Source organism: Aerophototrophica crusticola (assembly GCF_012913305.1).
Classification (GTDB): domain Bacteria; phylum Pseudomonadota; class Alphaproteobacteria; order Azospirillales; family Azospirillaceae; genus Niveispirillum; species Niveispirillum crusticola.
This window is the reverse complement of sequence record NZ_CP051775.1, coordinates 2324264-2347437: the sequence shown is the minus strand read 5'-3', so window position 1 is coordinate 2347437 and position 23174 is coordinate 2324264. Positions and strand designations below refer to the sequence as shown.

Below are 23174 nucleotides of genomic sequence, written 5' to 3'. Positions count from 1 at the left end.
TAGGGACCCGACCATGGCCAAGCCGAACGCCAACGCCGCGCGCCTGCGTCGCCGCGAGCGCAAGAACATCACCGCCGGCGTCGCCCACGTGAACGCCACCTTCAACAACACCATGATCACGATCACGGACGCCCAGGGCAACACCATTGCCTGGTCGTCCTCCGGGACCATGGGCTTCAAGGGCTCCCGCAAGTCCACGCCCTACGCCGCCCAGGTCGCGGCCGAGGACGCGGGCCGCAAGGCCCAGGAGCACGGGATGAAGACCCTGGAGGTTGAGGTGAAGGGCCCGGGTTCGGGGCGCGAGTCCGCGCTGCGCGCCCTGCAGGCCGTCGGCTTCCAGATCACCTCCATCCGCGACGTGACGCCGATCCCGCACAACGGCGTCCGCCCGCCGAAGAAGCGTCGCGTCTGATCCTGCTTCATTGACAACGGCGAGGCCCTCCGGGGCCTCGCCCGGCGGCACGTGCCGCCGCCGCGCCAGTCGGCGCGGTTTGCCCAGGTCCAGGAAACCTGGTACTGGGCAAGACAGAACCCACACCGGTTCCCCGCCACCCCGGGACAGGCTGCCGCCCGCCATCGCGGCAGCCCAGCATTGGGGTGGAGTGGGGGCCGGTGTGATCTTTGACCCGATGGCAAGAGGCTACTTCCTTGATCCAGAAGAACTGGCAGGCGCTCGAGAAGCCCAACAAGCTCGACATCACTCCCGGCGACAATTCGCGGCGTGAGGCGACCATCGTCGCCGGCCCGTTGGAGCGCGGCTTCGGCCTGACGCTCGGCAACGCCCTGCGCCGCGTGCTGCTGTCCTCCCTGCAGGGTGCCGCCGTCACCGCCATCCACATCGACGGCGTGCTGCACGAATTCTCCTCCATCCCCGGCGTCCGTGAGGACGTGACCGACATCGTCCTGAACATCAAGGCGATGGCGCTGAAGATGGGGGCCGAGGGCCCGCGCCGCATGCGGCTGCGCGCCGAGGGCCCCTGCGAGGTCACCGCCGGCATGATCGAAACCGGCGCCGACATCGAGGTTCTGGACCCCGACCACCTGATCTGCACCCTGGACGCCGGCGCTCGGCTGAACATGGAGCTGACGGTCCATAGCGGGAAGGGCTACGTCCCGGCCAGCCAGAACCGGCCCGAGGATGCCCCCATCGGCCTTATCCCGGTGGACGCCATCTACAGCCCGGTGCGCAAGGTCGCCTACAAGGTGGAGAACACCCGCGTCGGCCAGACCACCGACTATGACAAGCTGTCCCTGAACGTGGAGACCAACGGCGCGGTCACCCCGGAGGACGCGGTGGCCATCGCCGCCCGCATCCTGCAGGACCAGCTGCAGATGTTCATCAACTTCGAGGAGCCGCAGGCCGCGGTCGCGGAGACGAAGGCGGACGAGATCCCCTTCAACAAGAACCTGCTGCGCAAGGTGGACGAGCTGGAGCTGTCCGTCCGTTCCGCCAACTGCCTGAAGAACGACAACATCGTCTATATCGGCGACCTGGTGCAGAAGACGGAGGCGGAGATGCTCCGTACCCCGAACTTCGGCCGCAAGTCCTTGAACGAGATCAAGGAAGTGCTGGCGCAGATGGGCCTGCACCTCGGGATGGAGATTCCGAACTGGCCGCCGGAGAACATCGAGGAGCTGGCGAAGCGCCTCGAGGAGCCGTACTGAGCACCCGTGCCGTCGGGCCTCGGCCCTGCCTCGGCACCGACCTACGGCGTCATTGCGGTAGGTCGGCGCTGAGCGAAGCGAAGCCCGACACCCAGGTCACCCGCTTACCCCGGGCATCCAGCCCACCCCCGCCGTACCGGCCCGACAGGGCGTGCGGGGAATACCATCGGCTCCCCACGGGGGGCCAAGCCATGAAGGAGCAACGCCATGCGTCACGGTTACGCCGGTCGCAAGTTCAATCGCACCACCTCCCACCGCCTGGCCATGTTCTCCAACATGGCCAACGCGCTGATCAAGCATGAGCAGATCAAGACGACCCTGCCGAAGGCCAAGGACCTGCGGCCGATCGTCGAGAAGCTGATCACCCTCGGCAAGAAGGGCGGCATCGCCAACAAGCGCCTCGCCTATGCCGAGCTGCGGGACCACGCCATGGTGGACAAGCTGTTCACCACCCTGGCTGAGCGCTACAAGGGCCGTCCCGGCGGCTACACCCGCGTCCTGAAGGCCGGCTTCCGCTACGGCGACGCCGCCCCCATGGGCATCATCGAGCTGGTGGACCGCGATGTCACGGCCAAGGGCCAGGACAGCGGCCCGGTCGAGGTGAAGGAGGAGTCGGAGGAGGCCTGAGGCATCCACCGAACCTCCTGAGGTAACGGACCGCGCCCCGGCACCCGCCGCGGGCGCGGTTTCCGTTTGGGCCAGTGTGAAGGGTTTGCACAGGCCGGTGTTTCAGCCTATCTTTGCAGGGCAAGGCGGGCCGGGGGTCTAGACCCGACCCGCCCGGCTCCTAGGCCCGGCCCAGGGTGATGACGACGTGGATCACACGCCGGCGCCACACCGGGAGCCGGAACACCAGGAGAAACGGCATTTGCGTCATGCCAGTTCTCCCTTATGCGGCGGGTTCGGGGCCAATCCCCGGCCCGCCGTTTCTCTTTCTAGTGCGGACTACGCAATTAGGAAAAGCGGGATTGTGAAATCACATACGCCCTCTCGCCTGGGTGGCGGAAGGGCTTCGGCTATGTCGGTGAATGCTGGCGGGGATCAGCGCTCCCGTGGCGTGACCGTGTTGGAGCCGGCCTCCCGCGGGTCCGGGGCCGGGGTCCCGCCGGGCGGGGCGGAACGGCCTTTGCGTCCCTTGGCCGAGCGCATGACGGCATAGGCCATCACCGCGATGAACAGGATGGGCCCCAGGACGATGGCCACCATGTAGTACCAGTCCGAACCGCCTGTCTCTGTCATCGCCGTCGCTCTCCGTCAATTGCGTCACGGCATGCAACCCGGAAGGGGGCGTGTGGGTTCCGGTCGATTGCCGCCTTGCCTTGCCGGGCCGGGGGGATAGGATGCCCGCCACGCCCGCAACCCGGATGTCCGCCATGAAAGCCTTTGCCGCCTCCCTCGCCCTACTGATGCTCGCCGGCTGCATGGCGCCACCTGCCAAGCGGGAAGGGCAGGAGCGGGTGCTGGACCCCCGCAAGGCCTGCCTTGCGCAGTGCGCGCGGCAGAACGATATCTGCGGCGACCAGCGCTCCGCCCAGGACGGCAACACCACCTATGGCATGGGCCGCACTTGCCAGGCGGAGTTGCAGGCCTGCCAGGCCGGCTGCCGTTGATCCTCCCCCGCCGTCGTCGATGCCCGATCCCACCATGCTGATCCGTCGCCCGACCCTCCCCGCCGCGCTTGCCCTGGCGCTCCTCATCCTGCCCGCCGCCCCGGCTTCGGCCCAGCGCACCGTGCCGGACAGCCGGGAGCAGATCACCCTGTCCTACGCCCCCCTGGTGAAGCGGGCGGCACCGGCCGTGGTGAACATCTACAGCCGGCGGGTGGTGCAGCAGCGCGTCTCCCCCCTGCTGGAGGACCCGCTGTTCCGTCGGTTCTTCGGCGACGTGACCGGCGGCATCCCGCGGGAGCGGGTGGAGCAGTCCCTGGGTTCCGGCGTCATCCTGGCGGCGGACGGGCTGATCGTCACCAATGCCCACGTGATCAAGGACGCGGACGAGATCACCGTGGTCCTGGCCGACCGGCGGGAGTTCCCGGCCAAGCTGGTCAGCACCGACGACCGGGTGGACCTGGCGGTCCTACGCATCGACCCGGGCCGGGAGCGGCTGCCCTTCCTGGAGTTCCACGATTCGGACGACATGCAGGTGGGCGACCTGGTGCTGGCCATCGGCAACCCGTTCGGCGTGGGCCAGACCGTCACCAGCGGTATCGTCAGCGCCGTGGCGCGCACGGCGGTGGGCATCTCCGACTACAATTTCTTCATCCAGACGGATGCCGCCATCAACCCCGGCAATTCAGGCGGGGCGCTTGTCGCCATGGACGGGCGGCTGGTGGGCATCAACACCGCCATCTTCAGCCGCTCCGGCGGCAGCATCGGAATCGGCTTCGCCATCCCCGCCAACATGGTCCGCACGGTGATCGAGGCGGCGGGTACCGGCGGCAAGCTGGTGCGGCCCTGGATCGGCGCGGCCGGGCAGACGGTGACGGGCGACATCGCCAACAGCCTGGGCCTGACCCGCCCGGCAGGCGTGCTGGTCAACCAAGTGAAGCCAGGCGGCCCCGCGGCCCAGGCGGGCCTGCGGGTGGGCGACGTGGTGACGGCGGTGAATGGCCGCCCGGTGGACGACCCTGACAGCCTGCGCTACCGGGTGGCGACCCTGCCCATCGGCGGCACGGCCAGCCTGACCGTGCTGCGCCAGGGGCGGGAGCAGCAGCTTTCCCTGCGGCTGATCGGCCCGCCGGAGGACCCGCCCCGCCAGCAGACCACGATCCCCGGCCGCACGCCCTTGAGCGGGGCAGAGGTGGCGAACCTGAACCCGGCCCTGGTGGAGGAAATCCGCTTCAACGGGGCGGGGGAGGGGGTGGTGATCCTGAATGTCCAGCGCGGCACCCCCGCCGCCTCCCTCGGCTTCCGGCCGGGGGACATCGTGTTGCGGGTGAACGACACGGAGATCGGCCGGGTGCAGGACCTGCTGTCCACCCTGCGGGAGGGCGCGCGCCGTTGGACCATCAGCATCCGCCGCGGCGACCAGACGCTGACCACGACGGTGGGGGGCTGACCCTAGGTCGGGGTGAGCGCATGCGAACCCCGACGACCAACGGCGCTCGTGAATGTCGGGGTTCCCGGTGGTCACCCCGACCTACGATGCCCTGCGCCGCTCAGTACCCCGGCGGGCGCTTGTTCGGGGCGGTGACCTTCCTCGGCAGGGCCATCTCCGCCTTCTGGCGGGCATAGGCCACGGCGATCTGCCCCGCCACGCGGGCGTTGTTCAGCAGCAGGGCCCGGTTGGCGGCCAGGCTGGCGCCGCCGGTCAGTTCCTCCAGCCGCTTCAGCAGGAAGGGCGTCAGCTCCTTGCCGCGCACGCCCTGGTTCTCGGCCTCATCCACCGCCTGGCGGATGGCGGCTTCCACCGCCTCGGCGTCCAGGGCGGCTTCCTCCGGGATGGGCACGCCGATGACCACGCCGCCCTTCAGGCCCAACTGCCACTTGGCGCGCAGCATGCGGGCCGCGTCGTCGGCGCTGTCCACCCGCCCGTCCACGGGCAGCGGCAGGCTGGCGGTATAGAAGGCGGGGAAACGGTCGGTGCCGAAGCCGATCACCGGCACGCCCTTGGTCTCCAGATATTCCAGGGTCTTCTGCAAATCCAGGATGGCCTTGGCCCCGGCGCAGACCACGGCCACGTCGGTCTGTGACAGCTCCTCCAGGTCGGCGGAGATGTCCAGGGTCGTCTCCACACCCCGGTGCACCCCGCCGATGCCGCCCGTGGCGAAGACGGAGATGCCGGCCAGTTCCGCGGCGATCATGGTGGCGGCCACCGTCGTGGCCCCGTCGGCGCCGCTGGCAAGCACCAGGGGCAGGTCGCGGCGGCTGACCTTGCGCACCCCCGGCTGGGCCAGCCGCTCCAGATCCTCCGCCTCCAGGCCGACGCGGATGCGCCCGTCCAGCACGGCCACGGTGGCCGGCAGGGCCCCGGCCGCCCGCACGGCCGCTTCCAGCGCCAGCGCCGTCTCCACATTGGCGGGGTGGGGCAGGCCGTGGCTGATCAAGGTCGATTCCAGCGCCACCACCGGCTGGTTCGCCCGCAGCGCCGCCGCGACGGCCGGATGGATGGAAAGGAAGTCGTGCATGGCCTGTCTCTCCCGGGGATCGGGCGCGAGAATGCCCGTGCCGCGGGGCGGGCGCAACCCACAGGTCGGGTAGGGTGATCGCACCCTGGATCAGACCGGCCCTTGCCAAGCGGCGTCCGCCTTGGCACGAAGGGCGCAACGGTTCCATCAGGAACGATACGAACAACGGGCGGGGGTTTGGGAATGGGGACAAGTCAGGGCTTCGGCGAGCGTATCCTTGCCGGGATCGAGCGGGCGGGTAACCGGTTGCCGGACCCGGCCACCCTGTTCCTGATCGCCATCGCCATCGTGGTGATGCTGTCGCTGCTCTTCGCCTCCCTGGGCACCAGCGCCGTCCACCCGGGCACGGGCAAGGAGATCACCGCCGTCAGCCTGGCGGACCCGGCCAACATCCGGCGCTTCTTCACGGAGCTGCCGACCATCTTCACCAGCTTCCACCCGCTGGGCGTGGTGCTGGTGGTCATGCTGGGCGTGGGCGTGGCGGAGCGGGCGGGCCTGATCGGCGTCAGCCTGGCGGCCCTGGTGCGCGCCGTGCCGTCGCGCCTGCTGACCCTGACGGTGGTCTTCGCCGGCGTCCAGGCCAGCCTGGCGGCGGACGCCGGCTATGTGGTGCTCACGCCCCTGGCCGCGGCCCTGTTCCATTCCATCGGCCGCCACCCCATCGCGGGCCTGGCCGCGGCCTTCGCCGGCGTGGCCGGCGGGTTCAGCGCCAACCTGCTGGTCACCAGCCTGGACCCGCTGCTGGGCGGCATCAGCACCGCGGCGGCCCAGCTCTATGACCCGAATTACGTGGTGGCCCCCACGGCCAACTATTTCCTGATGATGGCCTTCGTTCCCCTGTTCACCATCGTGGGCGCCATCGTCACCGACCGCATCATCGAGCCCCGCCTCTGGGCCTCCGCCCCCCTGGGGACCGACATCCCCGGAGGCGCGGTGGATGAGCCCACGGCCGAGCAGAAGGCGCTGGAGCGTCGTGGCCTGAGGGCGGCGGGTCTGGTGGTGCTGGCCAGCGTCGCCGTGATCCTGTGGCTGGTGCTGCCGGAGGATGGCGTCCTGCGCGACCCGAAGAACGCCAACAACCCGCTGGCGCCCTTCTTCGGCAGCATCGTCACCCTGCTGTTCGTCGTCTTCCTGCTCTGCGGCATCGCCTATGGCGTCGGCGCCCGCACCATCCGGTCCGACAAGGACGTGGTGGGCATGATGGGCAAGAGCATGTCGGACATGGGCGGCTACCTGGTTCTGGCCTTCGCCGCCTCCATCTTCATCGCCCTGTTCGGCTGGTCCAACCTGGGCACCATCCTGGCCATCAACGGCGCCGCCTTCCTGCGCGCCGCGGGGATCGACGGGCTGCCGCTGCTGCTGGCGCTTATCCTCGTCGGCTCCATGATCAACATCCTGATCGGCAGCGCGTCGGCCAAGTGGGCCATCCTGGCCCCCGTGATGGTGCCCATGCTGATGGGCGTCGGCATCAGCCCGGAGGCGACCCAGGCCGCCTATCGTGTGGGTGACGCCTTCACCAACCCGATCACCCCGCTGCTGCCCTACTTCCCGCTGATCCTGATCATGTGCCAGCGCTATGTGCCCAGCTTCGGCATCGGCTCGCTGGTGGCCACCATGCTGCCCTACTCGGTCTGGTTCGGCATCAGCTCCACCGCCCTGTTCAGCGTCTGGTACCTGCTGGACCTTCCCCTGGGGCCGGGGGTGAGCGCCAGCATCCCCGTTCCGGGTATCGCGCCGCCCGCGGGAGGCTGACGACGGGACCCGGCTGACGGCTGGTCGCGTTGCCTCCAGGAACCATATCCTGGGAAGCATGACCGACCTCGCAGCCCCCGCCCTGAAAGCCCCCTTGCCGGAAACCTGGGTCTACCCCTGCGCCGTGGAGCGCGGGGGTGGGCTGTGGGTGGAGCCCGGGGGCTTCCACATCGACCCGGTCCGCGGCGTGGACCGCGCCGTCATCACCCACGGCCACAGCGACCACGCCCGCGGCGGCCACACCCACGTGCTGGCCACGCCGGAGACCCTGGCCATCATGGAAAGCCGGCTGGGGGAGGGGAGCGGAACCCACAAGCAGCCCTTGCCCTACGGCCGGCCCCTGACGGTGGGGGAGGTGACGGTCACCCTGGTCCCCGCCGGCCATGTGCTGGGCAGCGCCCAGGTGGTGGTGGAGTGGCGGGGCAGCCGGGTCGTCGTGTCCGGCGACTACAAGCGCCGCCGTGATCCCACCTGCGCCCCGTTCGAGCCGGTGCCCTGCGACGCCTTCGTGACGGAGGCCACCTTCGGGCTGCCCGTCTTCCGCCACCCGCCGGCGGAGGACGAGGTGGCGAAGCTGCTCCACTCCGTCGCCCTGTACCCCGACCGCTCCCACATCGTCGGCGCCTATGCCCTGGGCAAGGCGCAGCGGGTCATCGCCCTGCTGCGGGAGGCCGGGTGGGACAGGCCCCTCTGGCTGCACGGCGCCCTGATCCCCCTGTGCGAGCTGTATGAGCGGCACGGCGTGCCCTTGGGCGAGCTGCGCCCCGCCACTGGCGCGTCGAAGGAGGACCTCAAGGGCCAGATCGTCCTCTCCACCCCCTCCGCCGTCCAGGACAAGTGGAGCCGCCGGATGCCCGACCCGGTGGTGGCCTATGCCTCGGGCTGGATGCGGGTGCGGCAGCGGGCCCGGCAGAAGGGCGTGGAGCTGCCGCTGGTCATCTCCGACCATTGCGACTGGGACGAGCTGTGCCAGACCCTGATGGACGTGCAGGCGCCGGAGGTCTGGGTCACCCACGGGCGGGAGGAGGCGCTGGTCCACTGGGCCACGGGCCAGGGCTTCCGGGCGCGACCCCTGCACCTGGTGGGGTTCGAGGAGGAGGATACGTGAACCGCTTCGCCGCCCTGATGGACGCGCTGGTGTTCACGCCAGCCCGCAACGGCAAGATCCGCCTGCTTACCGACTATTGGCAGACCACGCCGGACCCGGAGCGGGGCTGGGCGCTGGCGGCGCTGACCGGCAGCCTGACCTTCGGCGCGGCCAAGCCGGCCATCGTGCGCAACCTGGTGATGACCCGGGTGGACCCGGTGCTCTATGGCTGGTCATATGACTTCGTCGGCGACACGGCGGAGACGGCGGCCCTGATCTGGCCGGCCCGCCCCGGCACCAACACGCCCCCGCCGCCCCTGTCGGAGGTGGTCCACGGCCTGACCAGTGCCAAGCGGTCGGAGGTGCCGGCCCTGCTGGAGGGCTGGCTGGACGCGCTGGACAGCGACGGGCGCTATGCCTTGCTGAAGCTGATCACCGGCAGTTTGCGCGTCGGCGCCTCCGCCCGCCTGGCCAAGACCTCCCTGGCGGAATGGGCCGGGGGCAACGGCGTCCAGGCCAGCGTGGATGAGATCGAGGAGCTGTGGCACGGCCTGCGCGCCCCCTACCTGGACCTGTTCGGCTGGCTGTCGGGTGCCGGCCCCAAGCCCACCGTGGCGGCCACCGGCGGCTATCGCCCCACCATGCTGGCCCAGCCGCTGGAGGATGAGGACATCGCCGGCCTGGACCCCGCCGCCTATAGGGCGGAGTGGAAGTGGGACGGCATCCGGGTCCAGGTGGTCGCCCGCACCCTGGGCGAGAGCCGCCTGTACAGCCGCACCGGGGAGGAGGTGGGCGCCGCCTTCCCCGACGTGGTGGAACGGCTGGCCTTCGACGCGGTGCTGGACGGGGAGCTGCTGGTGGTCCGCGACGGGGAGGTGCGGCCCTTCAACGACCTGCAGCAGCGCCTGAACCGCAAGCAGGTGACGCCCAAGCTGGTCAAGGAGTATCCGGCCCACATCCGGCTTTACGACATCCTGTTCGACGGCGACGAGGATCTGCGGGCCTTGCCCTTCGACGCCCGCCGCCAGCGGCTGGAGGACTGGTACGCCCGCACCCGGCCCCCCGCCATGGACCTGTCCCCCATGGTCCCCTTCGAGACGTGGGAGGAGCTGGCAGCGCTGCGGGCCGGTGCCCGCGACAACGCCATCGAGGGGCTGATGCTGAAGCGGGCGGACAGCACCTATGTCTCCGGCCGGCCCAAAGGGCCCTGGTTCAAGTGGAAGCGCGGGCCGCTGACCCTGGACGTGGTGGTGATGTACGCCCAGCGCGGCCACGGCAAGCGCGCCAGCTACTACGGCGACTTCACCTTCGGCGCCTGGACCGGCGACCCCGAAAACGGGGGGGAGCTGGTGCCCGTGGGCAAATGCTATAGCGGCTACACGGACGAGGAGCTGGTCCGCCTGGACCGCTGGATCCGCAACAACACGGTGCGCCGCTACGGCCCCGTGCGGGAGGTGCCGCCGGGCCTGGTGCTGGAGGTGGCCTTCGACAGCGTCCACCGCTCCACCCGGCACAAGAGCGGCGTCGCCATGCGCTTCCCCCGCGTCCACCGCGTCCGCTGGGACAAGCCCGCGGCGGAGGCCGACCGGCTGGCCACGCTGGAGGCGATGATCGTGGAGTGACGGTCCCCTATCGGATCGTGACAAAACCCTTCGAGGGCTGAAATAAAGCCTGCCCCCCGCCCATTCCCTGACACAATCCCCCACCACTTTGGGGTGATCGATTTGGGGTGAGGGGGAAGCGACCATGAAAAGGTTGAACAAGGGCTCCGTGTTCCTGCTGCTCGGCGGTGTCGCCCTGGTGGCGGTGGGTTGCGCGCCCATGAAGCCGGCAGACCAGGAGATCGGCGGCTTGGCGCCCGAGCCCGTGCCGACCATGGCGCCGCCGCCCCCCACCCCGCCGCCGCCGCTGCCAAGCGCGCCGCCCCCCGGCTATGCCCCCGCCGCCCGCATGGCGATGGCCCGGCCCCCGGTGCCGGTGCAGCAGGGCGACAGCTACCAGGCGGTGGAGGAGAATGCGGTCAAGGCCGTGGCGGAGGCGCCGGTCTCCACCTTCTCCGTGGACGTGGACACGGCCAGCTACGCCAACATCCGCCGCTTCCTGGAACAGGGCTCCCTGCCGCCGCCCGACGCCGTACGGGTGGAGGAGGTGGTGAACTATTTCCGCTATGACTACCCCGTCAGCAAGGTCAAGGCGAAGCCCTTCAACCCGGTGGTGGCGGTCTACCCGTCGCCCTGGCGTCAGGGGGCGGAGATCGTCCATGTGGGCCTGGCCGCCTATGACGTGCCGGCGGAGGCGCGGCCGCCGGCCAACCTTGTGTTCCTGGTGGACGTCTCCGGCTCCATGGACGCGCCGGACCGGCTGCCGCTGGTGAAGCGGTCGCTGCGCATGATGCTGGACGGGCTGCGGGACGATGACCGCATCGCCCTGGTCACCTATGCCGGGGAAAGCAGGACCATCCTGCCCCTGACCCCCGGCAAGGACCGGGCCCTGATCGCCGACGCCATCGACAAGCTGGGGGCCGGCGGCGGCACCGGCGGGCAGGGCGGCCTGACCGCGGCCTATGCGCTGGCGGAGGGTGCGGCGGGAGAGGGGCGGGTCAGCCGCGTCATCCTGGCCACCGACGGCGACTTCAACCTCGGCATCAGCGACCCGAAGAAGCTGGCGGAGTTCGTGGCCGGCTACCGGGAGAAGGGCGTGGCCCTGACCGTGCTGGGGGTGGGGCGCGGCAACTACCGGGACGACGTGGCCCAGGCCCTGGCCCAGGCGGGCAACGGCCAGGCCGTCTATGTGGACACGCTGCATGAGGCGCGGCGGGCGCTGCGGGAACAGCTCGGCGGCACGCTGCTGACCGTGGCGAACGACGTGAAAATCCAGGTGGAGTTCAACCCTGCCCGGGTGGCCGAGTACCGGCTGATCGGCTACGAGACCCGGATGCTGCGCAACCAGGACTTCAACGACGACAAGGTGGATGCGGGCGACGTGGGCGCCGGCCACCGGGTGACGGCGCTGTATGAGATCGTCGCCCCGGACAGCAAGGCCCGGCTGCTGGACCCCAGCCGCTACCAGCCGGAAGGCAAGGGCAAGGCGGCCCCGGCGGGCGCCGGCAACGAGATCGCCTTCCTGAAGCTGCGCTGGAAGGCGCCGGGGGCGAAGGACAGCCAGCTCGTCACCCGGCCCATCACGTCCAAGGACCGGGTCCCCAGCCTGGACCAGGCAGGGACGGAGGTGCGCTTCGCCGCCGCGGCCGCGGCCTATGGGCAGAAGCTGCGCGGCTCCAGCTTCGTGAAGGATTATCCCTGGGTGGCGGTGGAGGCCCTGGCATCCGGCGCCCGCGGCACCGACCCCAACGGGGAACGGGCGGAGTTCCTGCGGCTGGTGAAGCTGGCGGGCGCCCTGGACAAGCGTTGAACCCTGCCGGAAGCGGTATACATGGACGGCGCGGTGGCTTATCACCGCGCTGTCCGCCCTTTACGCCGTTCGGCTTCCCGGAGCCCTGATGCCGCGCCTGTTCCTGTCCCTGCTGATCCGCTTCGTCGCCATCGTCATCGGCGGCCTTATCATCACGTCCTTCGTCTTCGGCAGCCAGACCGTGTTCAAGGCCATTGAGCCCCTGTGGTGGCCGGAGGACAAGCCGGTGATGATCCTCGCCCCGGCGGAGGTCAGCGACCCGGCGAAGGAGAAGGAGGCGGCGGCCAAGACGCAAGTGGACGCCACCGCCCCGCCGCAGCCCGCCGCCGTCGAGGCGCCCGCGCCCATTCCGGCGCGCTGAAGACTTTCGAATTCGAAAGTGCTTCTGGCCCGGCTCAGAACCTCAGCCCCACCCGGAGCCCGGCAGTGTCGATGCCCGGGTTGATGTCGTCCAGGTTGGCGTTGGAGACGTGGTCGAAATAGGCGCTGAGGCTGAGGCGCTGGTCCAGCCGGAAGCCCACCTCGACGGGCACGTGGAACAGGAACCGGCTGCCCATCTGGCGGCGGCGGCCATAGCTGTCCGGGTCGTTGGTCTTGCCGTTGTGCACCGCCACGCCCAGGCCCAGCCGCAGGAAGGCCCGGTCGGCGGAAAGCTGCCAGTTCAGCCCGGCATGCAGCCGGTCCAGCTCCTTCCCCGGCGCCCAGGTGCCCCCGGCGAAGGGGATCAGCTCGCCGCCGATCACCCGGCCCAGCGGGTCGGCCGCCCATTCGGCGTTCAAGGCCCAGGCGCGCTCGAAGTTGCGGCCGGCGGCCCAGAAGCTGGTGAAGTCCTGGCGCAGCAGGCCCAGCCGCAGTTCCCCCGCCCCCGCCATCCCGGGTATCGCCAGCAGCAGGGCGGCCAGCGCCGCCATCCTGGGTATCCTCATCCCGACAGTCCCCCCATTTCGCATCCCCCGATCGGCGGCGCCTAGCCCGATGGCCTGAGGTGCCGATGGCGGCCTGCCCGAACCGGCCATTTACCCGTTTGCTTCCCCAGGGGCAGCAGGCGGGTGGAGCCGGCATGATGACCGTAACGACGGGATGGGCGACCGGGTCCCTGCGGGCCGCATCGCGGGCGGCACTCCTGTCCCTGGGACTGCTGACGGCCTGCGCCGGCGCGCCGGAGGATGAGGTGGCCATCGCCTCCCTGGCCGCGCCTTTGGACATCCCCTTCACCCTGGATCGGCACCGCATCGTGGTGGAGGCGGCGGTGAACGGCCAGCCCGGCCATGCGTTCCTGTTCGACACCGGCCTGACCGACATCCATCTGGTCACCCCGGGCACGGCCAGGGACCTGGGGCTGGAATGGCAGGGCGGGGCGGTGGCCTATGATTCCGCCGGCCGGCCCTTTCCCATGGGCAAGGCGCGGCTGGACAGCCTGTCCGTCGGGCCGGTCACCCTGCGCGGGCAGAAGGTCGCGGTGATCGACCTGCCGCCCCAGGCCCTGGCCCGCAACGACGGCACGGTCCTGGCCGGTGTGCTGGGGGATTCGCTGCTGCACAGCTTCGACGTGCTGCTGGACTTCGACCACGGCGCCCTGCGGCTGAACCCGGTCCTGCCGGAACCGGGGCCGGACACGCTGGTGCTGCCGCTGGCCTGGAACGACAACCTTCTGACCACCACGGTCCTGGTGGCGGGGCAACCCTTGTCCCTGATGATCGACACGGGCGATTTCGGCGCCGTCACCCTGTTCGAGGACAGCGCTGCACGGGTGGGCGTCAAGCCGCTGGCGGGGCCCATGGGCGTGGTCCCGGTGATGGGGGCGGCCGGCCCCTACATGCTGCGCCGGACGGAACTGCCGGCCTTGGCGCTGGCCGGCCGGGAGCTTGGCCCGGTGGAGGCCACCATCGGCCCGCGGGGGGAAGGGATGCCCCGCGCCCTGGATGGTCGGCTGGGGTTGGGCCTGCTGTCCAACTACCAGGTGGTGATCGAGGCGGGGCGTGGTCGGCTGCTGCTGATGCCGCGGGACCCGGACCTGCGCCAGGCGAACCTGATCATCCCCCCGGCAGCCTTCGCCGCGCCCGCCGCAGCGGCGGAGTGACGGGTCTCAACGGTTGCCGCCCGTCCGGTCCGGAACCTTGCCCCGGCGGCAGGCGTCGGAGCAGTACTGCACCGCGTCCCACACCTTCTCCCACTTCTTCCGCCAGGTGAAGGGACGGCCACATTGCTTGCAGGGTTTGGTGGGCAGGTCGGCCTTGCGGCGCATCTTGGGCATGGGTCAAAGGTCCAACGCCAGTTGCCCGGCCGGCTTCTTCCGGGCCTTCGTCGGGTTGCTGGGCTTCAGGCCGGACTTGCGGGAGCCGTGCCGGTCCTGGATCGCGTCCGCCAAGGCGTGGAAGTCGGGCCCGCGGCGGGCGGCCCAGACCTTGTCCCGCGCCGCCCGCGCCGCTTCCTGGTGGTCCACCAGGGGCAGGGGATAGTCGCGGCCCAGGATGCAGCCGGCCCGCTCCTGCTCCGCCGCGTCCATCTTCCAGGGTTCCTGCAACAGGTGGCCCGGCACGCCCGCCAGCTCCGGCAGCCAGCGGCGGGTGAAGGTGCCGGCGGGGTCGTGGTCCTCCGCCTGCTTGACTGGGTTATAGATGCGGATGGTGTTGATGCCCGACGTGCCGGACTGCATCTGGCACTGGTTCCAGTGGATGCCCGGCTCATAATCCGTGAACAGCCGGGCCAGGTGCAGGCCCGTCTCCCGCCAGTCCAGCCACAGGTGATAGCTGGCCACGGCCATCAGCATGGCCCGCATGCGGAAGTTGATCCAGCCGGTGGCCACCAGGGCCCGCATGCAGGCATCCATGAAGGGCCATCCGGTGCGCCCCTCCGCCCAGGCCGCCAGCCGCGCCGGGTCGCTGCCGCGCAGGCCGTCATAGGCCGGGTGGGCGTTGCGGAACTCCAGGTCCGGCTGGCTTTCCAGCTTCTGCATGAAGTGGCAATGCCAGTGCAGCCGCTCCACGAAGGAGCTCAAGGACCGGCGGAAGGGCGCGTCCTCCAGCCCCGCCATCCGCGCCCGCGTGGCCTGCACCACCTCCCGCAGGGACAGCGTGCCCCAGGCCAGGTGGGGCGAGAGGCGGGAGCAGCTGTCGAAGGCCGTCACCGGGCTGGACAGGCCGCGCTGGTACAGCCGCCCCCGGTCGTCCAGGAAGCTCGCCAGGGTACGCAGGCCCCTGGCCCGCCCACCGGGTTGCCGGCCGGGGCAGGGGTCGGGGAACAGACCCAGCCCGGTGGCCGTGGGGATCGGGCCGGGGTCGATGCCGGCCAGCGGCGCCAAGCCCGCCGGTGCCACGGTCACATCCGCCGCCATCCGGCCTTCCCAGCGCCGGGCCCAGCCGTCCCGGTCCTTCAGACGGCGGACCACCCCGTTCTGCGGCAGCTCCGTCCAGGGGATGCCGTGCGCCCTGGCCCAGGCGGCGACTCGCCGGTCCCGGGCGTAGGTCCAGCCATTGCCCGTTTCCTCATGGCTCCACAGGCCCTTGATGCCCCATTTGCGGCGGACCCGGTCCAGGATGTCCACCGCGTCCCCCACCCGCACAACCAGCGGCTGGCCCCGCCGGCCCAGGTCGGCCCGCAGCTCGGCCAGCCCCTCCGCCGCGAAGCCCCACTGCCGGGCGCTGGCGTCGGGCTGCGCCCACAGCTCCGGCTCCGCCACATACAAGGGCAGCACCGGCCCGCCCGCGCCAGCGGCGGCGGCCAGGGGGACATGGTCATGGGTGCGCAGGTCGCGCTTGAACCAGACGACGTGCAGGGCGGTCATGGCCGGGGAGATAGGGCGCCCCGTCGAACCCTCAAGCCGAGGGGTATGAGCGCGTCCGCCGCCCCGCCAACACCTGCGCCACCAGGGCGCCCAGGCCCAGGCAGGTGGCGATGCCCAGGGCCAGGCCGCCCACCACCGGCACCAGTCCCACCAGGGTCAGCAGGACCGCGAACAGGGCGAAGCGCTTCATCGGCTGGTCCTTACCCTGGGGAACCCGGCCCCGCCGCCGCGCCGCCCACTCCGCCAGCCCGAACCCCGCCACCGCCAACCCCAGCGGCAAGGACACCAGGTACAGCCCCAGCAGCAGCAGCCCCAGCGGGATGCCGACCAGCGTCACCATCAGCAGCACGGCGAGCAGCGGCGCCAGCAGCAGGGCCGCCAAGCCCACACCGAAGGAATGGCCGGGGCGGAGCCGCAGGTCCTGGCTGGCCCGTGCCACCAGCCCGGGGAACAGCCACAGGGCCACCAGCCCCAGCAGGAACAGGGCCAGCGCCTCCCCCAGCGTCTCCAGCAGGGTGGGGCCGGTGTCCACGTGGCTGTCATCCTCCCGGTACTGCACCGTGCCGCCCACGGTCACCCCCGCCGGCACCTCCACCGTGCGGGGGCCGGCGTGGCGGATGTTGCCCAGGATGCGGGCGCCGGGCTCCAGCCGCAGTTCCGCCGCCGCCACGTCCAGCGTGCCGTTCACCGTGCCGGACACCACGACCCGCGCCCCGGCAAGCTGCGCGTCGCCAGCCACGGTGCCGGCCAGCACCACCTCCTCACCGGTGGCGGCAAGGTCACCGGCGACGGTGCCGGACCGTTCCAGCCTCACGGTGGGTGAGGCGACGCGCACATCCCCCGCCACCCTGCCGTCCAGGATGAACTCCCCCGCCACGGCCATCACGTCCTTGGCCACGACGCCGGAGACATGGACATGGTACCCGGCCAGCATGGCATCGCCGCTGACCGCCCCGGTCAAGTCCACCTGCATGCCCGCCACGAACACCGTGCCGTCGATGGCGGCCGGCATCGCCACGGACTGGCCGGCGGCGAACAGCGTGTCCGACACCGCGCCCGACACCTCCACCGTCTGGCCGCTGCGGAACTCCGCCGCGTCGGCGGGCGGGGCCAGGGCCAGGGCAAGCAGAAGGGATTGCAGCAATCGGCGCATCAGGGGACGTACCCGGTTCGGCGGAGACATGATTAACACTGTCGGCGTTTCCGCCCCGGCAATGCAAGGGCTGGTCGAGAATACCCCGCATTGTCGCCTGTCGGCGGCCTTGCGCGGCGCTGGTGCCAAGCCTATCAACATGTGGTACAAGCTGCGCGATCACGCCCCCATATCGCCACGATACACAACAAGTCTGGACGTCCCATGGCCGGCCATAGCCAATTCAAGAACATCATGCACCGCAAGGGCGCGCAGGACGCCAAGCGGTCGAAGATCTTCAACAAGCTGGCGCGCGAAATCACCGTCGCCACCAAGTCCGGCCTGCCCGACCCGGCCATGAACCCCCGCCTGCGCGCCGCCATCCAGGCCGCCCGGGCGCAGAACATGCCGAAGGACCGCATCGACCGCGCCATCAAGCAGGGCACCCCCGGCGGCGGCGACGACTCCGTGTATGAGGAGGTGCGGTATGAGGGCTATGGCCCCGGCGGCGTCGCCCTGATCATCGAGGCGCTGACCGACAACCGCAACCGCACGGCGGGGGAGGTGCGCTCCGCCTTCACCAAGTTCGGCGGGACGCTGGGGGAGACGAACTCCGTCTCCTTCATGTTCAACCGGGTGGGGCAGGTGGCCTACCCGGCCTCCGCCGCCAGCGCCGACGACATGCTGGAAGCCGCCATCGAGGCGGGCGCCGACGACGTGCAGTCGGATGAGAACGGCCACTCCGTCCTGACCGCCACCGACAGCCTGGGGGAGGTGCGTGACGCGCTGGAAGCCAAGTTCGGCCCGCCGGAAAGCGCCAAGCTGACCTGGATCCCCCTGAACACCGTGCCGGTCACGGCCGAGGACTCGGCCCAGAGCCTGATGAAGCTGCTGGACTTCCTGGACGACAATGACGACGTCCAGACCGTGCTGGGCAACTTCGACATCCCGCAGGACCTGATGGACAAGCTGGGCGGCTGACCCCCGCCCCGCCCGGCCGCCGGAACATTGTCACGGGCGGCCGGGCTCCGGTCCTGTAGGAAGGTCGCCCCGCCGGGACCGGCGGGCATGTTTGCGCAGGGGGCGGGGATGGCGTTGGCTGGATCGGTGCGCACGGTGCGGGTGCTGGGGCTGGACCCCGGCCTGCGGCACATGGGCTGGGGCGTGATCGACGTGGCCGGCAACCGGCTGACCCATGTGGCCGACGGCACCATCAACACCAACGAGAAGCAAGATCTGGCTACCCGCCTGACCACCCTGCATGACGGCATCATGGAGGTGATCCGCCTCTGGCAGCCCGACGAGGCCGCCGTGGAGGAGACGCTGTCCAACAAGAACCCGTCCTCCACCCTCAAGCTGGGCATGGCCCGGGGCATCGCGCTGCTGTCCGCTGCCAAGGCGGGCCTGCCGGTGGAACAGTACCTGCCCATGCTGGTGAAGAAGTCCGTGGTCGGCACCGGCCACGCGGAAAAGGAACAGGTGCAGCACATGGTGAAGATGCTGCTGCCCGGGTTCCAACGCTCCACCGCCGACGCGGCGGATGCTCTGGCCGTCGCCATCTGCCACGCCCACCACGCCCAGACGCGGCGGAAGGTGGATCTGGCGGTGCTGGGGGTGAGGGTGTGAGGGGTGTGCCCAATCCCAGGTTGGTGTAGATTTCTTCCTGGCCCGGACGAAAGGAAGAAGCGATGGCCCTGAACATCAAATCCGACCTTGCCGACCAGCTCGCCCGCCGTGTCGCCGACAAGCTGGGGGCGAGCATCACGGAGACGGTGATCCAAGCTTTGCGGGAATTGGACGAACGCATCGAGGATGAGCAGCGGCAGTCCGAGGAAGCCAGGCAATCCGAAATCCTTGCCCTGATTCGACGCATCCAGGACATGCCGGACCTGAACGATCGGAGTGTCGAAGACATCCTCGGCTACAATGAGCGGGGGACTTTCGACTGATATGGAAAGTGTTGTCGATAGCTCCGCCATTGTCTGCGTGATGCTTCATGAGGCAGATGCGCCTGTTTATGCTCGGGCCTTGGCTGTGGCGAAGTCGCCTCTGATTTCGGCCTTCACGCTATTCGAGACCAAGACGGTGCTCCAATCTCGGAAGGGTCAGGCTCCACTTGCCGTGCTCGACAGGATGTTGGCGCGGATGGAAGCCCGGATCATCGCGTTCGACCTGGACCAGATTGAGCATGCCTTGGCAGCATATCGATTGTACGGCAAGGGTTCGGGGCATCGTGCCCAATTGAACTTGGGCGATTGTGCTTCTTACGCCTTGGCATCAAGCCGGGGCTTGCCCCTCCTCTACAAAGGCGACGACTTCGCCGCGACCGACATCCGACCGGCTTTGCCGCTGCTGCTGCCCCATGGGCGCGGCGATGCGTGACGGTGGTTGATGTTGCCCTTTTGTTCTAAAATGCCCATCTGTCCAGACCTATCGGAACGAGGGTCGGGACCATGGGATACATCCAACAGGCCGGCTGGGCACACGCGCCCACGCCGGCGGCGTTGCAGCTGGCGGCGGCCGGTGTCGCGGCGTCCATCCAGCCTACCGGGAGGGCGGGCATGATCGCCAAACTGTCGGGTTTGCTCGATAGCACGGGGCTCGACTGGGCCATCATCGACGTGGGCGGGGTGGGCTATATGGTGGCCGCCTCCGCCCGCACACTGCGGCGGCTGGGCAGCCCGGGCAATGCCGTCTCGGTCCTGACCGACATGTGGGTGTCGGAGGACAAGATCGCCCTCTACGGCTTCGCCGACGCGGAGGAGCGGGACTGGTTCCGGCTGCTGACCACGGTACAGGGCGTGGGCGCCAAGGTGGCGCTGAACCTGTTGTCGGCCCTGTCCACGGATGAGCTGACGGGCAGCATCGCCGCCCAGGACAAGACCAGCCTGTGCCGCGCGGACGGGGTAGGCCCGAAGTTGGCTGCCCGAATTTTGAACGAATTGAAGGATAAGGTCGCGCAGTTCGCGCTCTCCACCCCGGTGTCCCTGCCGCAGAAGGGCGGCGCGGCGGCCCCGGCCCCCGGCGGCACCGCCGTGGCCGATGCCGTCTCCGCCCTGGTCAACCTGGGCTACCGCCGGCTGGAGGCCTTCACCGCCGTCAACGCGGCCCAGCAGAAGCTGGGGCCTGAGGCCAGCATGTCCGACCTGATCCGTACCGGCCTGAAGGAACTGAGCCAGTGAGCCCCGCCCCCGAACGCCCTGGCCCTGATAGGTTGGTGGAGCAGGACCGCATCGGCATCGACGCGGGCGAGGGCTCCATCCGCCCCCTGAGCCTGGCCGAGTTCATCGGCCAGAAACAGGCGCGCGAGAACCTGGCCCTGTTCATCCAGGCCGCCCGGTCCCGGAACGAGGCGCTGGACCACGTCCTGCTGTTCGGCCCGCCGGGCCTGGGCAAGACCACCCTGGCGCAGATCGTGGCGAAGGAGATGAATGTCGGCTTCCGCGCCACGTCGGGCCCGGTAATCGCCAGGGCGGGTGACTTGGCGGCGCTGCTGACCAACCTCCAACCCAACGACGTGCTGTTCATCGACGAGATCCACCGCCTGTCCCCGGCGGTGGAGGAAATCCTGTATCCCGCCATGGAGGATTTCCAGCTCGACCTGATCATCGGGGAGGGGCCGGCGGCGCGCAGCGTGCGCATCGACCTGCCGCCTTTCACCCTGGTGGGCGCCACCACCCGTTCCGGCTTGATAACGAGACCGTTGCGGGAGCGGTTCGGTATCCCCCTGCGGCTGCAGTTCTACGAGCCGGAGGAACTGCAGCTCATCGTCAGCCGCGGCGCCAGGCTGCTGGGGGTGGACATGACCGCCGACGGGGCGCTGGAGGTGGCCCGCCGGTCCCGCGGCACCCCCCGCATCGCCGGCCGCCTGCTGCGCCGTGTGCGCGACATCTGCGGCGTGCAGGGGCTGGAGGTGGTGGACGCCCGCGCCGCCGACTCCGCCCTGCTGCGGCTGGAGGTGGACCGCATGGGCTTCGACAGCATGGACCGACGCTACCTGCGCTGCATCGCCGACAATTACGGCGGCGGGCCGGTGGGGGTGGAGACGCTGGGCGCGGCGCTGGGGGAACAGCGGGACGTGCTGGAGGAGACGATCGAGCCCTTCCTGATCCAGCAGGGCCTGCTGCAACGCACGCCGCGCGGGCGCATGCTGACGGACACGGGCTACCGCTACCTTGGCCTGAACCCGCCGGCCACGCCGGCGCGGCAGTTGGACCTGCTGGGCGGCCTGCCGGAGGCGGCGGATGAACCCTGACCGGCAGGCGGGGCAGGGGCCGGCCATGGGCTGGCTGGACGGGAAGGCGCATGTCTATCCCGTCCGCGTCTATTACGAGGACACCGACGCCGGCGGCATCGTCTACCACGCCAACTACCTGCGCTTCATGGAGCGGGCGCGGAACGAGTTCATGCGCCTGCTGGGCCAGCCCCACGCCCGCATGGTGGCGGAGGACGGTGTTGCGTTTGCGGTACGGCATTGCGAAATCGACTTCCGCCAGTCCGCGCGGCTGGACGACGCGCTTGAAGTGGTGACAACCATCCCTGATATCGGCGCCGCCACGCTGGATGCCGTCCAGACCGTGCGCCGTGCCGGACCATCCGCCGAGTCGCCCCAACCGCCGGGCGGCGGCGATTTGGTGGTGGCGCGGCTTCGGCTGGCCTGCATTAACCAAAATGGAAGACCCGTGCGTCTACCCAAGCCTCTGCGCACGGCGCTGATGGATTTCCTCGCGAGGCCGGACCAGGACTGACCCCATGAACCCGACCATCCTTGATGCCCTGGGCGTCGCCGCCGTGGCGGCGCCCGTCCATGATTTGTCCATGTGGGGCCTGTTCTGGCAGGCCGACGCCGTGGTCAAGCTGGTGATGCTGGGGCTGGTGGGCGCCTCCGTCTGGACCTGGGCGATCATCTTCGACAAGGCCATGAAGCTGCGCCGCATGAAGGCCGCCGCCGCCCAGTTCGAGGAGCGGTTCTGGTCCGGCGGGTCCCTGGACGCGCTGTTCGACGAGGTGTCGGCCAACCCGGCCGACCCCCTGTCCGCCACCTTCGCCGCCGGCATGCAGGAATGGCGCATGGCCTCGGAGAAGGGGCTGGGCGGCAACTCCTCCCTGCGCACCGGCCTCGCCCAGCGGGTGGAACGGGTCATGTCCGTCACCGTGGGGCGCGAGATGGCCAATGCCGAGCGCTACATGACCGTGCTGGCCTCCGTCGGTTCCGCCGGCCCCTTCGTCGGCCTGTTCGGCACGGTGTGGGGCATCATGCGCGCCTTCACCAACATCGCGGCGCAGCAGAACACCTCGCTGGCCGTGGTGGCGCCGGGCATCGCGGAGGCGCTGTTCGCCACGGCCATCGGCCTGGTGGCGGCCATTCCGGCGGTGCTGGCCTACAACATCTTCTCCAGCGACCTGGCCCGCTTCGGCGAGCGGCTGGACTCATTTGTGACAGAATTCTCCGCCATCCTTCAGCGGCACCTCGAAGAGCGGGGCTGATCAGATGGGCGCGGCACTTCCGGGTAAGGGGTCTGGGCGCGGCCGCCGTCGCGGCGCGCGCCCCATGTCGGAAATCAACGTGACGCCCCTGGTGGACGTCATGCTGGTGCTGCTGATCATCTTCATGGTGGCGGCCCCGCTGCTGACCGCCGGCATCCCCGTCAACCTGCCCAAGGGCGCGGCACAGGCGCTGGACACGCAGGAGGACCCGCTGTGGGTCAGCGTGACGGCGGACGGCCGGGTGTCCTTCAAGGACAAGAAGGACTTCGACAACGAGGAATACAGCATCGCCGAGCTGCCGGCCCGCTTCGCCGCGGTGGCCGCCAAGGCCGCCGACCGCAAGGTAATGATCCGCGGCGACCGCGACGTGCGCTATTCCACCATCATCGACGTGCTGAGCGACGCGCGCCGCGCCGGCCTGACGGAGGCCAAGCTCATCATCGAGTCTGACCCCGCGCCTGCCCGCGCTCGCTGACCGGACGGGGTAGACCCAGCCACCATGCGCACGCCCCTGATCCTCTCCGCGGTGCTGCACGTCGCGATCTTCCTGATCGCGGTGCTGGGCCTGCCCCTGCTGCGGGACGAGCGGGAGATCATTCCGTACCAGGAAGTCCCCATCGAGGCCGTGCCCGGCCCGCTGACCACGGCGGAGGCGCCGAAGCCGCGGCCGACCCCGCCCGCACCGAAGCCGGCCCCGCCGAAGGAGATCCCGCCTCCGCCGCCCGAGGCG

At 70.1% G+C, this 23174-nt stretch carries 26 protein-coding genes; 20 read left to right on the top strand and 6 right to left on the bottom strand.

Translation table 11 applies throughout. The annotated features are described in order from the left end of the window. The first annotated feature begins 13 nt into the window (after nucleotides 1-13). The 3 genes from rpsK (at nucleotide 14) to rplQ (ending at nucleotide 2292) form a co-directional block, all read left to right on the top strand. Complete coding sequence (gene rpsK, locus HHL28_RS11440; protein ID WP_075771864.1) at nucleotides 14-412, top strand: 30S ribosomal protein S11; 399 nt, start codon at nucleotides 14-16, stop codon at nucleotides 410-412. A gap of 236 nt (nucleotides 413-648) precedes the next feature. Next, nucleotides 649-1665, top strand: coding sequence for a DNA-directed RNA polymerase subunit alpha (locus tag HHL28_RS11435; RefSeq protein WP_075771863.1), 1017 nt, complete (start codon nucleotides 649-651; stop codon nucleotides 1663-1665). A gap of 207 nt (nucleotides 1666-1872) precedes the next feature. After that, entirely contained in the window at nucleotides 1873-2292 is a 420-nt protein-coding gene (rplQ, locus tag HHL28_RS11430; protein WP_075771862.1) for a 50S ribosomal protein L17, read from the top strand. 414 nt (nucleotides 2293-2706) lie between these two features. Here the strand turns inward: rplQ and HHL28_RS11425 are convergent, their stop codons facing one another. After that, complete coding sequence (locus HHL28_RS11425; protein ID WP_075771861.1) at nucleotides 2707-2904, bottom strand: hypothetical protein; 198 nt, start codon at nucleotides 2902-2904, stop codon at nucleotides 2707-2709. Nucleotides 2905-3038: 134 nt separating this feature from the next. On the opposite strand from HHL28_RS11425, the gene HHL28_RS11420 reads away from it, so the two are divergent. Both HHL28_RS11420 and HHL28_RS11415 read left to right on the top strand, forming a co-directional pair. Further along, entirely contained in the window at nucleotides 3039-3275 is a 237-nt protein-coding gene (locus HHL28_RS11420) for a hypothetical protein (RefSeq protein ID WP_169655149.1), read from the top strand. A 34-nt stretch (nucleotides 3276-3309) separates the two neighbouring features. Then, a complete protein-coding gene (locus HHL28_RS11415; protein ID WP_404325613.1) occupies nucleotides 3310-4722 on the top strand; it encodes a DegQ family serine endoprotease in 1413 nt (470 codons plus the stop codon). Between the two features lie 100 nt (nucleotides 4723-4822). On the opposite strand, the gene HHL28_RS11410 is transcribed toward HHL28_RS11415, so the two are convergent. Next, nucleotides 4823-5791 (bottom strand): pseudouridine-5'-phosphate glycosidase, encoded by a 969-nt coding sequence (locus HHL28_RS11410; RefSeq protein WP_075771858.1) that lies wholly within the window; start codon nucleotides 5789-5791, stop codon nucleotides 4823-4825. Between the two features lie 183 nt (nucleotides 5792-5974). Between HHL28_RS11410 and HHL28_RS11405 the strand changes: the two genes are divergently transcribed. The 5 genes from HHL28_RS11405 (at nucleotide 5975) to HHL28_RS11385 (ending at nucleotide 12402) form a co-directional block, all read left to right on the top strand. Beyond that, nucleotides 5975-7543, top strand: a complete 1569-nt coding sequence (locus HHL28_RS11405; RefSeq protein ID WP_075771857.1) for an AbgT family transporter — start codon at nucleotides 5975-5977, stop codon at nucleotides 7541-7543. 58 nt (nucleotides 7544-7601) lie between these two features. After that, nucleotides 7602-8651: a ligase-associated DNA damage response exonuclease gene (locus HHL28_RS11400; protein ID WP_075771856.1), complete on the top strand. Its 1050-nt coding sequence runs from the start codon at nucleotides 7602-7604 to the stop codon at nucleotides 8649-8651. Further along, complete coding sequence (locus tag HHL28_RS11395) at nucleotides 8648-10252, top strand: cisplatin damage response ATP-dependent DNA ligase (protein ID WP_075771855.1); 1605 nt, start codon at nucleotides 8648-8650, stop codon at nucleotides 10250-10252. Before HHL28_RS11400 ends, HHL28_RS11395 begins: the two co-directional genes overlap by 4 nt. A 124-nt stretch (nucleotides 10253-10376) precedes the next feature. Further along, the gene (locus HHL28_RS11390) at nucleotides 10377-12041 is read left to right on the top strand and encodes a vWA domain-containing protein (RefSeq protein WP_075771854.1); all 1665 of its coding nucleotides are present in this window, start codon (nucleotides 10377-10379) and stop codon (nucleotides 12039-12041) included. An 88-nt stretch (nucleotides 12042-12129) separates the two neighbouring features. After that, complete coding sequence (locus tag HHL28_RS11385) at nucleotides 12130-12402, top strand: hypothetical protein (protein WP_075771853.1); 273 nt, start codon at nucleotides 12130-12132, stop codon at nucleotides 12400-12402. 34 nt (nucleotides 12403-12436) lie between these two features. On the opposite strand, the gene HHL28_RS11380 is transcribed toward HHL28_RS11385, so the two are convergent. Continuing rightward, nucleotides 12437-12967: an acyloxyacyl hydrolase gene (locus HHL28_RS11380; protein ID WP_169655147.1), complete on the bottom strand. Its 531-nt coding sequence runs from the start codon at nucleotides 12965-12967 to the stop codon at nucleotides 12437-12439. 134 nt (nucleotides 12968-13101) lie between these two features. Between HHL28_RS11380 and HHL28_RS11375 the strand changes: the two genes are divergently transcribed. Beyond that, entirely contained in the window at nucleotides 13102-14121 is a 1020-nt protein-coding gene (locus tag HHL28_RS11375) for a pepsin/retropepsin-like aspartic protease family protein (RefSeq protein ID WP_075771851.1), read from the top strand. Between the two features lie 6 nt (nucleotides 14122-14127). Here HHL28_RS11375 and HHL28_RS11370 read toward each other — a convergent pair whose 3' ends face one another. From HHL28_RS11370 to HHL28_RS11360, 3 genes are read right to left on the bottom strand one after another with little or no spacing between them, the layout of a single operon-like run. Then, the gene (locus HHL28_RS11370; protein WP_075771850.1) at nucleotides 14128-14295 is read right to left on the bottom strand and encodes a DUF2256 domain-containing protein; all 168 of its coding nucleotides are present in this window, start codon (nucleotides 14293-14295) and stop codon (nucleotides 14128-14130) included. A gap of 3 nt (nucleotides 14296-14298) precedes the next feature. Beyond that, on the bottom strand, nucleotides 14299-15825 hold the full coding sequence (locus tag HHL28_RS11365) for an FAD-binding domain-containing protein (protein ID WP_075771849.1): 1527 nt from the start codon (nucleotides 15823-15825) through the stop codon (nucleotides 14299-14301). 31 nt (nucleotides 15826-15856) lie between these two features. Continuing rightward, nucleotides 15857-16969, bottom strand: a complete 1113-nt coding sequence (locus HHL28_RS11360; RefSeq protein ID WP_075771848.1) for a bactofilin family protein — start codon at nucleotides 16967-16969, stop codon at nucleotides 15857-15859. Nucleotides 16970-17182: 213 nt separating this feature from the next. Here HHL28_RS11360 and HHL28_RS11355 point away from each other — a divergent pair, with 213 nt between their 5' ends. The 9 genes from HHL28_RS11355 (at nucleotide 17183) to HHL28_RS11315 (ending at nucleotide 22919) form a co-directional block, all read left to right on the top strand. Then, entirely contained in the window at nucleotides 17183-17938 is a 756-nt protein-coding gene (locus tag HHL28_RS11355; RefSeq protein ID WP_075771847.1) for a YebC/PmpR family DNA-binding transcriptional regulator, read from the top strand. Between the two features lie 108 nt (nucleotides 17939-18046). Continuing rightward, nucleotides 18047-18583, top strand: coding sequence for a crossover junction endodeoxyribonuclease RuvC (gene ruvC, locus HHL28_RS11350; RefSeq protein ID WP_075771846.1), 537 nt, complete (start codon nucleotides 18047-18049; stop codon nucleotides 18581-18583). A 62-nt stretch (nucleotides 18584-18645) separates the two neighbouring features. Next, nucleotides 18646-18906: a type II toxin-antitoxin system VapB family antitoxin gene (locus HHL28_RS11345; protein ID WP_075771845.1), complete on the top strand. Its 261-nt coding sequence runs from the start codon at nucleotides 18646-18648 to the stop codon at nucleotides 18904-18906. A 1-nt stretch (nucleotide 18907) separates the two neighbouring features. Then, nucleotides 18908-19339, top strand: a complete 432-nt coding sequence (locus HHL28_RS11340) for a type II toxin-antitoxin system VapC family toxin (RefSeq protein WP_075771844.1) — start codon at nucleotides 18908-18910, stop codon at nucleotides 19337-19339. A 179-nt stretch (nucleotides 19340-19518) separates the two neighbouring features. Continuing rightward, the gene (gene ruvA / locus HHL28_RS11335; RefSeq protein WP_075771843.1) at nucleotides 19519-20139 is read left to right on the top strand and encodes a Holliday junction branch migration protein RuvA; all 621 of its coding nucleotides are present in this window, start codon (nucleotides 19519-19521) and stop codon (nucleotides 20137-20139) included. Nucleotides 20140-20174: 35 nt separating this feature from the next. Next, nucleotides 20175-21212 carry a Holliday junction branch migration DNA helicase RuvB gene (ruvB, locus tag HHL28_RS11330; RefSeq protein WP_404325608.1) on the top strand — a complete coding sequence of 346 codons (1038 nt, stop codon included), beginning with the start codon at nucleotides 20175-20177 and terminating at the stop codon, nucleotides 21210-21212. Further along, nucleotides 21202-21705, top strand: coding sequence for a YbgC/FadM family acyl-CoA thioesterase (locus tag HHL28_RS11325; RefSeq protein ID WP_083699214.1), 504 nt, complete (start codon nucleotides 21202-21204; stop codon nucleotides 21703-21705). The genes ruvB and HHL28_RS11325 overlap by 11 nt, the downstream gene beginning before the upstream one ends. Nucleotides 21706-21709: 4 nt before the next feature. Further along, nucleotides 21710-22444, top strand: coding sequence for a protein TolQ (tolQ, locus tag HHL28_RS11320; RefSeq protein ID WP_075771841.1), 735 nt, complete (start codon nucleotides 21710-21712; stop codon nucleotides 22442-22444). 64 nt (nucleotides 22445-22508) lie between these two features. Beyond that, nucleotides 22509-22919 carry an ExbD/TolR family protein gene (locus HHL28_RS11315; protein WP_404325606.1) on the top strand — a complete coding sequence of 137 codons (411 nt, stop codon included), beginning with the start codon at nucleotides 22509-22511 and terminating at the stop codon, nucleotides 22917-22919. Nucleotides 22920-23174: the final 255 nt, after the last annotated feature.

Bases quoted from the DNA above. Each gene is read 5' to 3' on its own strand.
- HHL28_RS11355 (WP_075771847.1), top strand. From the start codon at position 17,183: ATGGCCGGCCATAGCCAATTCAAGAACATCATGCACCGCAAGGGCGCG.
- HHL28_RS11410 (WP_075771858.1), bottom strand. From the start codon at position 5,791: ATGCACGACTTCCTTTCCATCCATCCGGCCGTCGCGGCGGCGCTGCGG.
- HHL28_RS11405 (WP_075771857.1), top strand. From the start codon at position 5,975: ATGGGGACAAGTCAGGGCTTCGGCGAGCGTATCCTTGCCGGGATCGAG.
- HHL28_RS11400 (WP_075771856.1), top strand. From the start codon at position 7,602: ATGACCGACCTCGCAGCCCCCGCCCTGAAAGCCCCCTTGCCGGAAACC.
- HHL28_RS11340 (WP_075771844.1), top strand. From the start codon at position 18,908: ATGGAAAGTGTTGTCGATAGCTCCGCCATTGTCTGCGTGATGCTTCAT.
- HHL28_RS11415 (WP_404325613.1), top strand. From the start codon at position 3,310: ATGCTGATCCGTCGCCCGACCCTCCCCGCCGCGCTTGCCCTGGCGCTC.
- rpsK (WP_075771864.1), top strand. From the start codon at position 14: ATGGCCAAGCCGAACGCCAACGCCGCGCGCCTGCGTCGCCGCGAGCGC.
- HHL28_RS11420 (WP_169655149.1), top strand. From the start codon at position 3,039: ATGAAAGCCTTTGCCGCCTCCCTCGCCCTACTGATGCTCGCCGGCTGC.
- HHL28_RS11380 (WP_169655147.1), bottom strand. From the start codon at position 12,967: ATGAGGATACCCAGGATGGCGGCGCTGGCCGCCCTGCTGCTGGCGATA.
- HHL28_RS11345 (WP_075771845.1), top strand. From the start codon at position 18,646: ATGGCCCTGAACATCAAATCCGACCTTGCCGACCAGCTCGCCCGCCGT.
- ruvC (WP_075771846.1), top strand. From the start codon at position 18,047: ATGGCGTTGGCTGGATCGGTGCGCACGGTGCGGGTGCTGGGGCTGGAC.
- HHL28_RS11385 (WP_075771853.1), top strand. From the start codon at position 12,130: ATGCCGCGCCTGTTCCTGTCCCTGCTGATCCGCTTCGTCGCCATCGTC.
- tolQ (WP_075771841.1), top strand. From the start codon at position 21,710: ATGAACCCGACCATCCTTGATGCCCTGGGCGTCGCCGCCGTGGCGGCG.
- ruvA (WP_075771843.1), top strand. From the start codon at position 19,519: ATGATCGCCAAACTGTCGGGTTTGCTCGATAGCACGGGGCTCGACTGG.
- HHL28_RS11425 (WP_075771861.1), bottom strand. From the start codon at position 2,904: ATGACAGAGACAGGCGGTTCGGACTGGTACTACATGGTGGCCATCGTC.
- HHL28_RS11375 (WP_075771851.1), top strand. From the start codon at position 13,102: ATGATGACCGTAACGACGGGATGGGCGACCGGGTCCCTGCGGGCCGCA.
- HHL28_RS11365 (WP_075771849.1), bottom strand. From the start codon at position 15,825: ATGACCGCCCTGCACGTCGTCTGGTTCAAGCGCGACCTGCGCACCCAT.
- HHL28_RS11325 (WP_083699214.1), top strand. From the start codon at position 21,202: ATGAACCCTGACCGGCAGGCGGGGCAGGGGCCGGCCATGGGCTGGCTG.
- HHL28_RS11390 (WP_075771854.1), top strand. From the start codon at position 10,377: ATGAAAAGGTTGAACAAGGGCTCCGTGTTCCTGCTGCTCGGCGGTGTC.
- HHL28_RS11370 (WP_075771850.1), bottom strand. From the start codon at position 14,295: ATGCCCAAGATGCGCCGCAAGGCCGACCTGCCCACCAAACCCTGCAAG.
- HHL28_RS11315 (WP_404325606.1), top strand. From the start codon at position 22,509: ATGTCGGAAATCAACGTGACGCCCCTGGTGGACGTCATGCTGGTGCTG.
- rplQ (WP_075771862.1), top strand. From the start codon at position 1,873: ATGCGTCACGGTTACGCCGGTCGCAAGTTCAATCGCACCACCTCCCAC.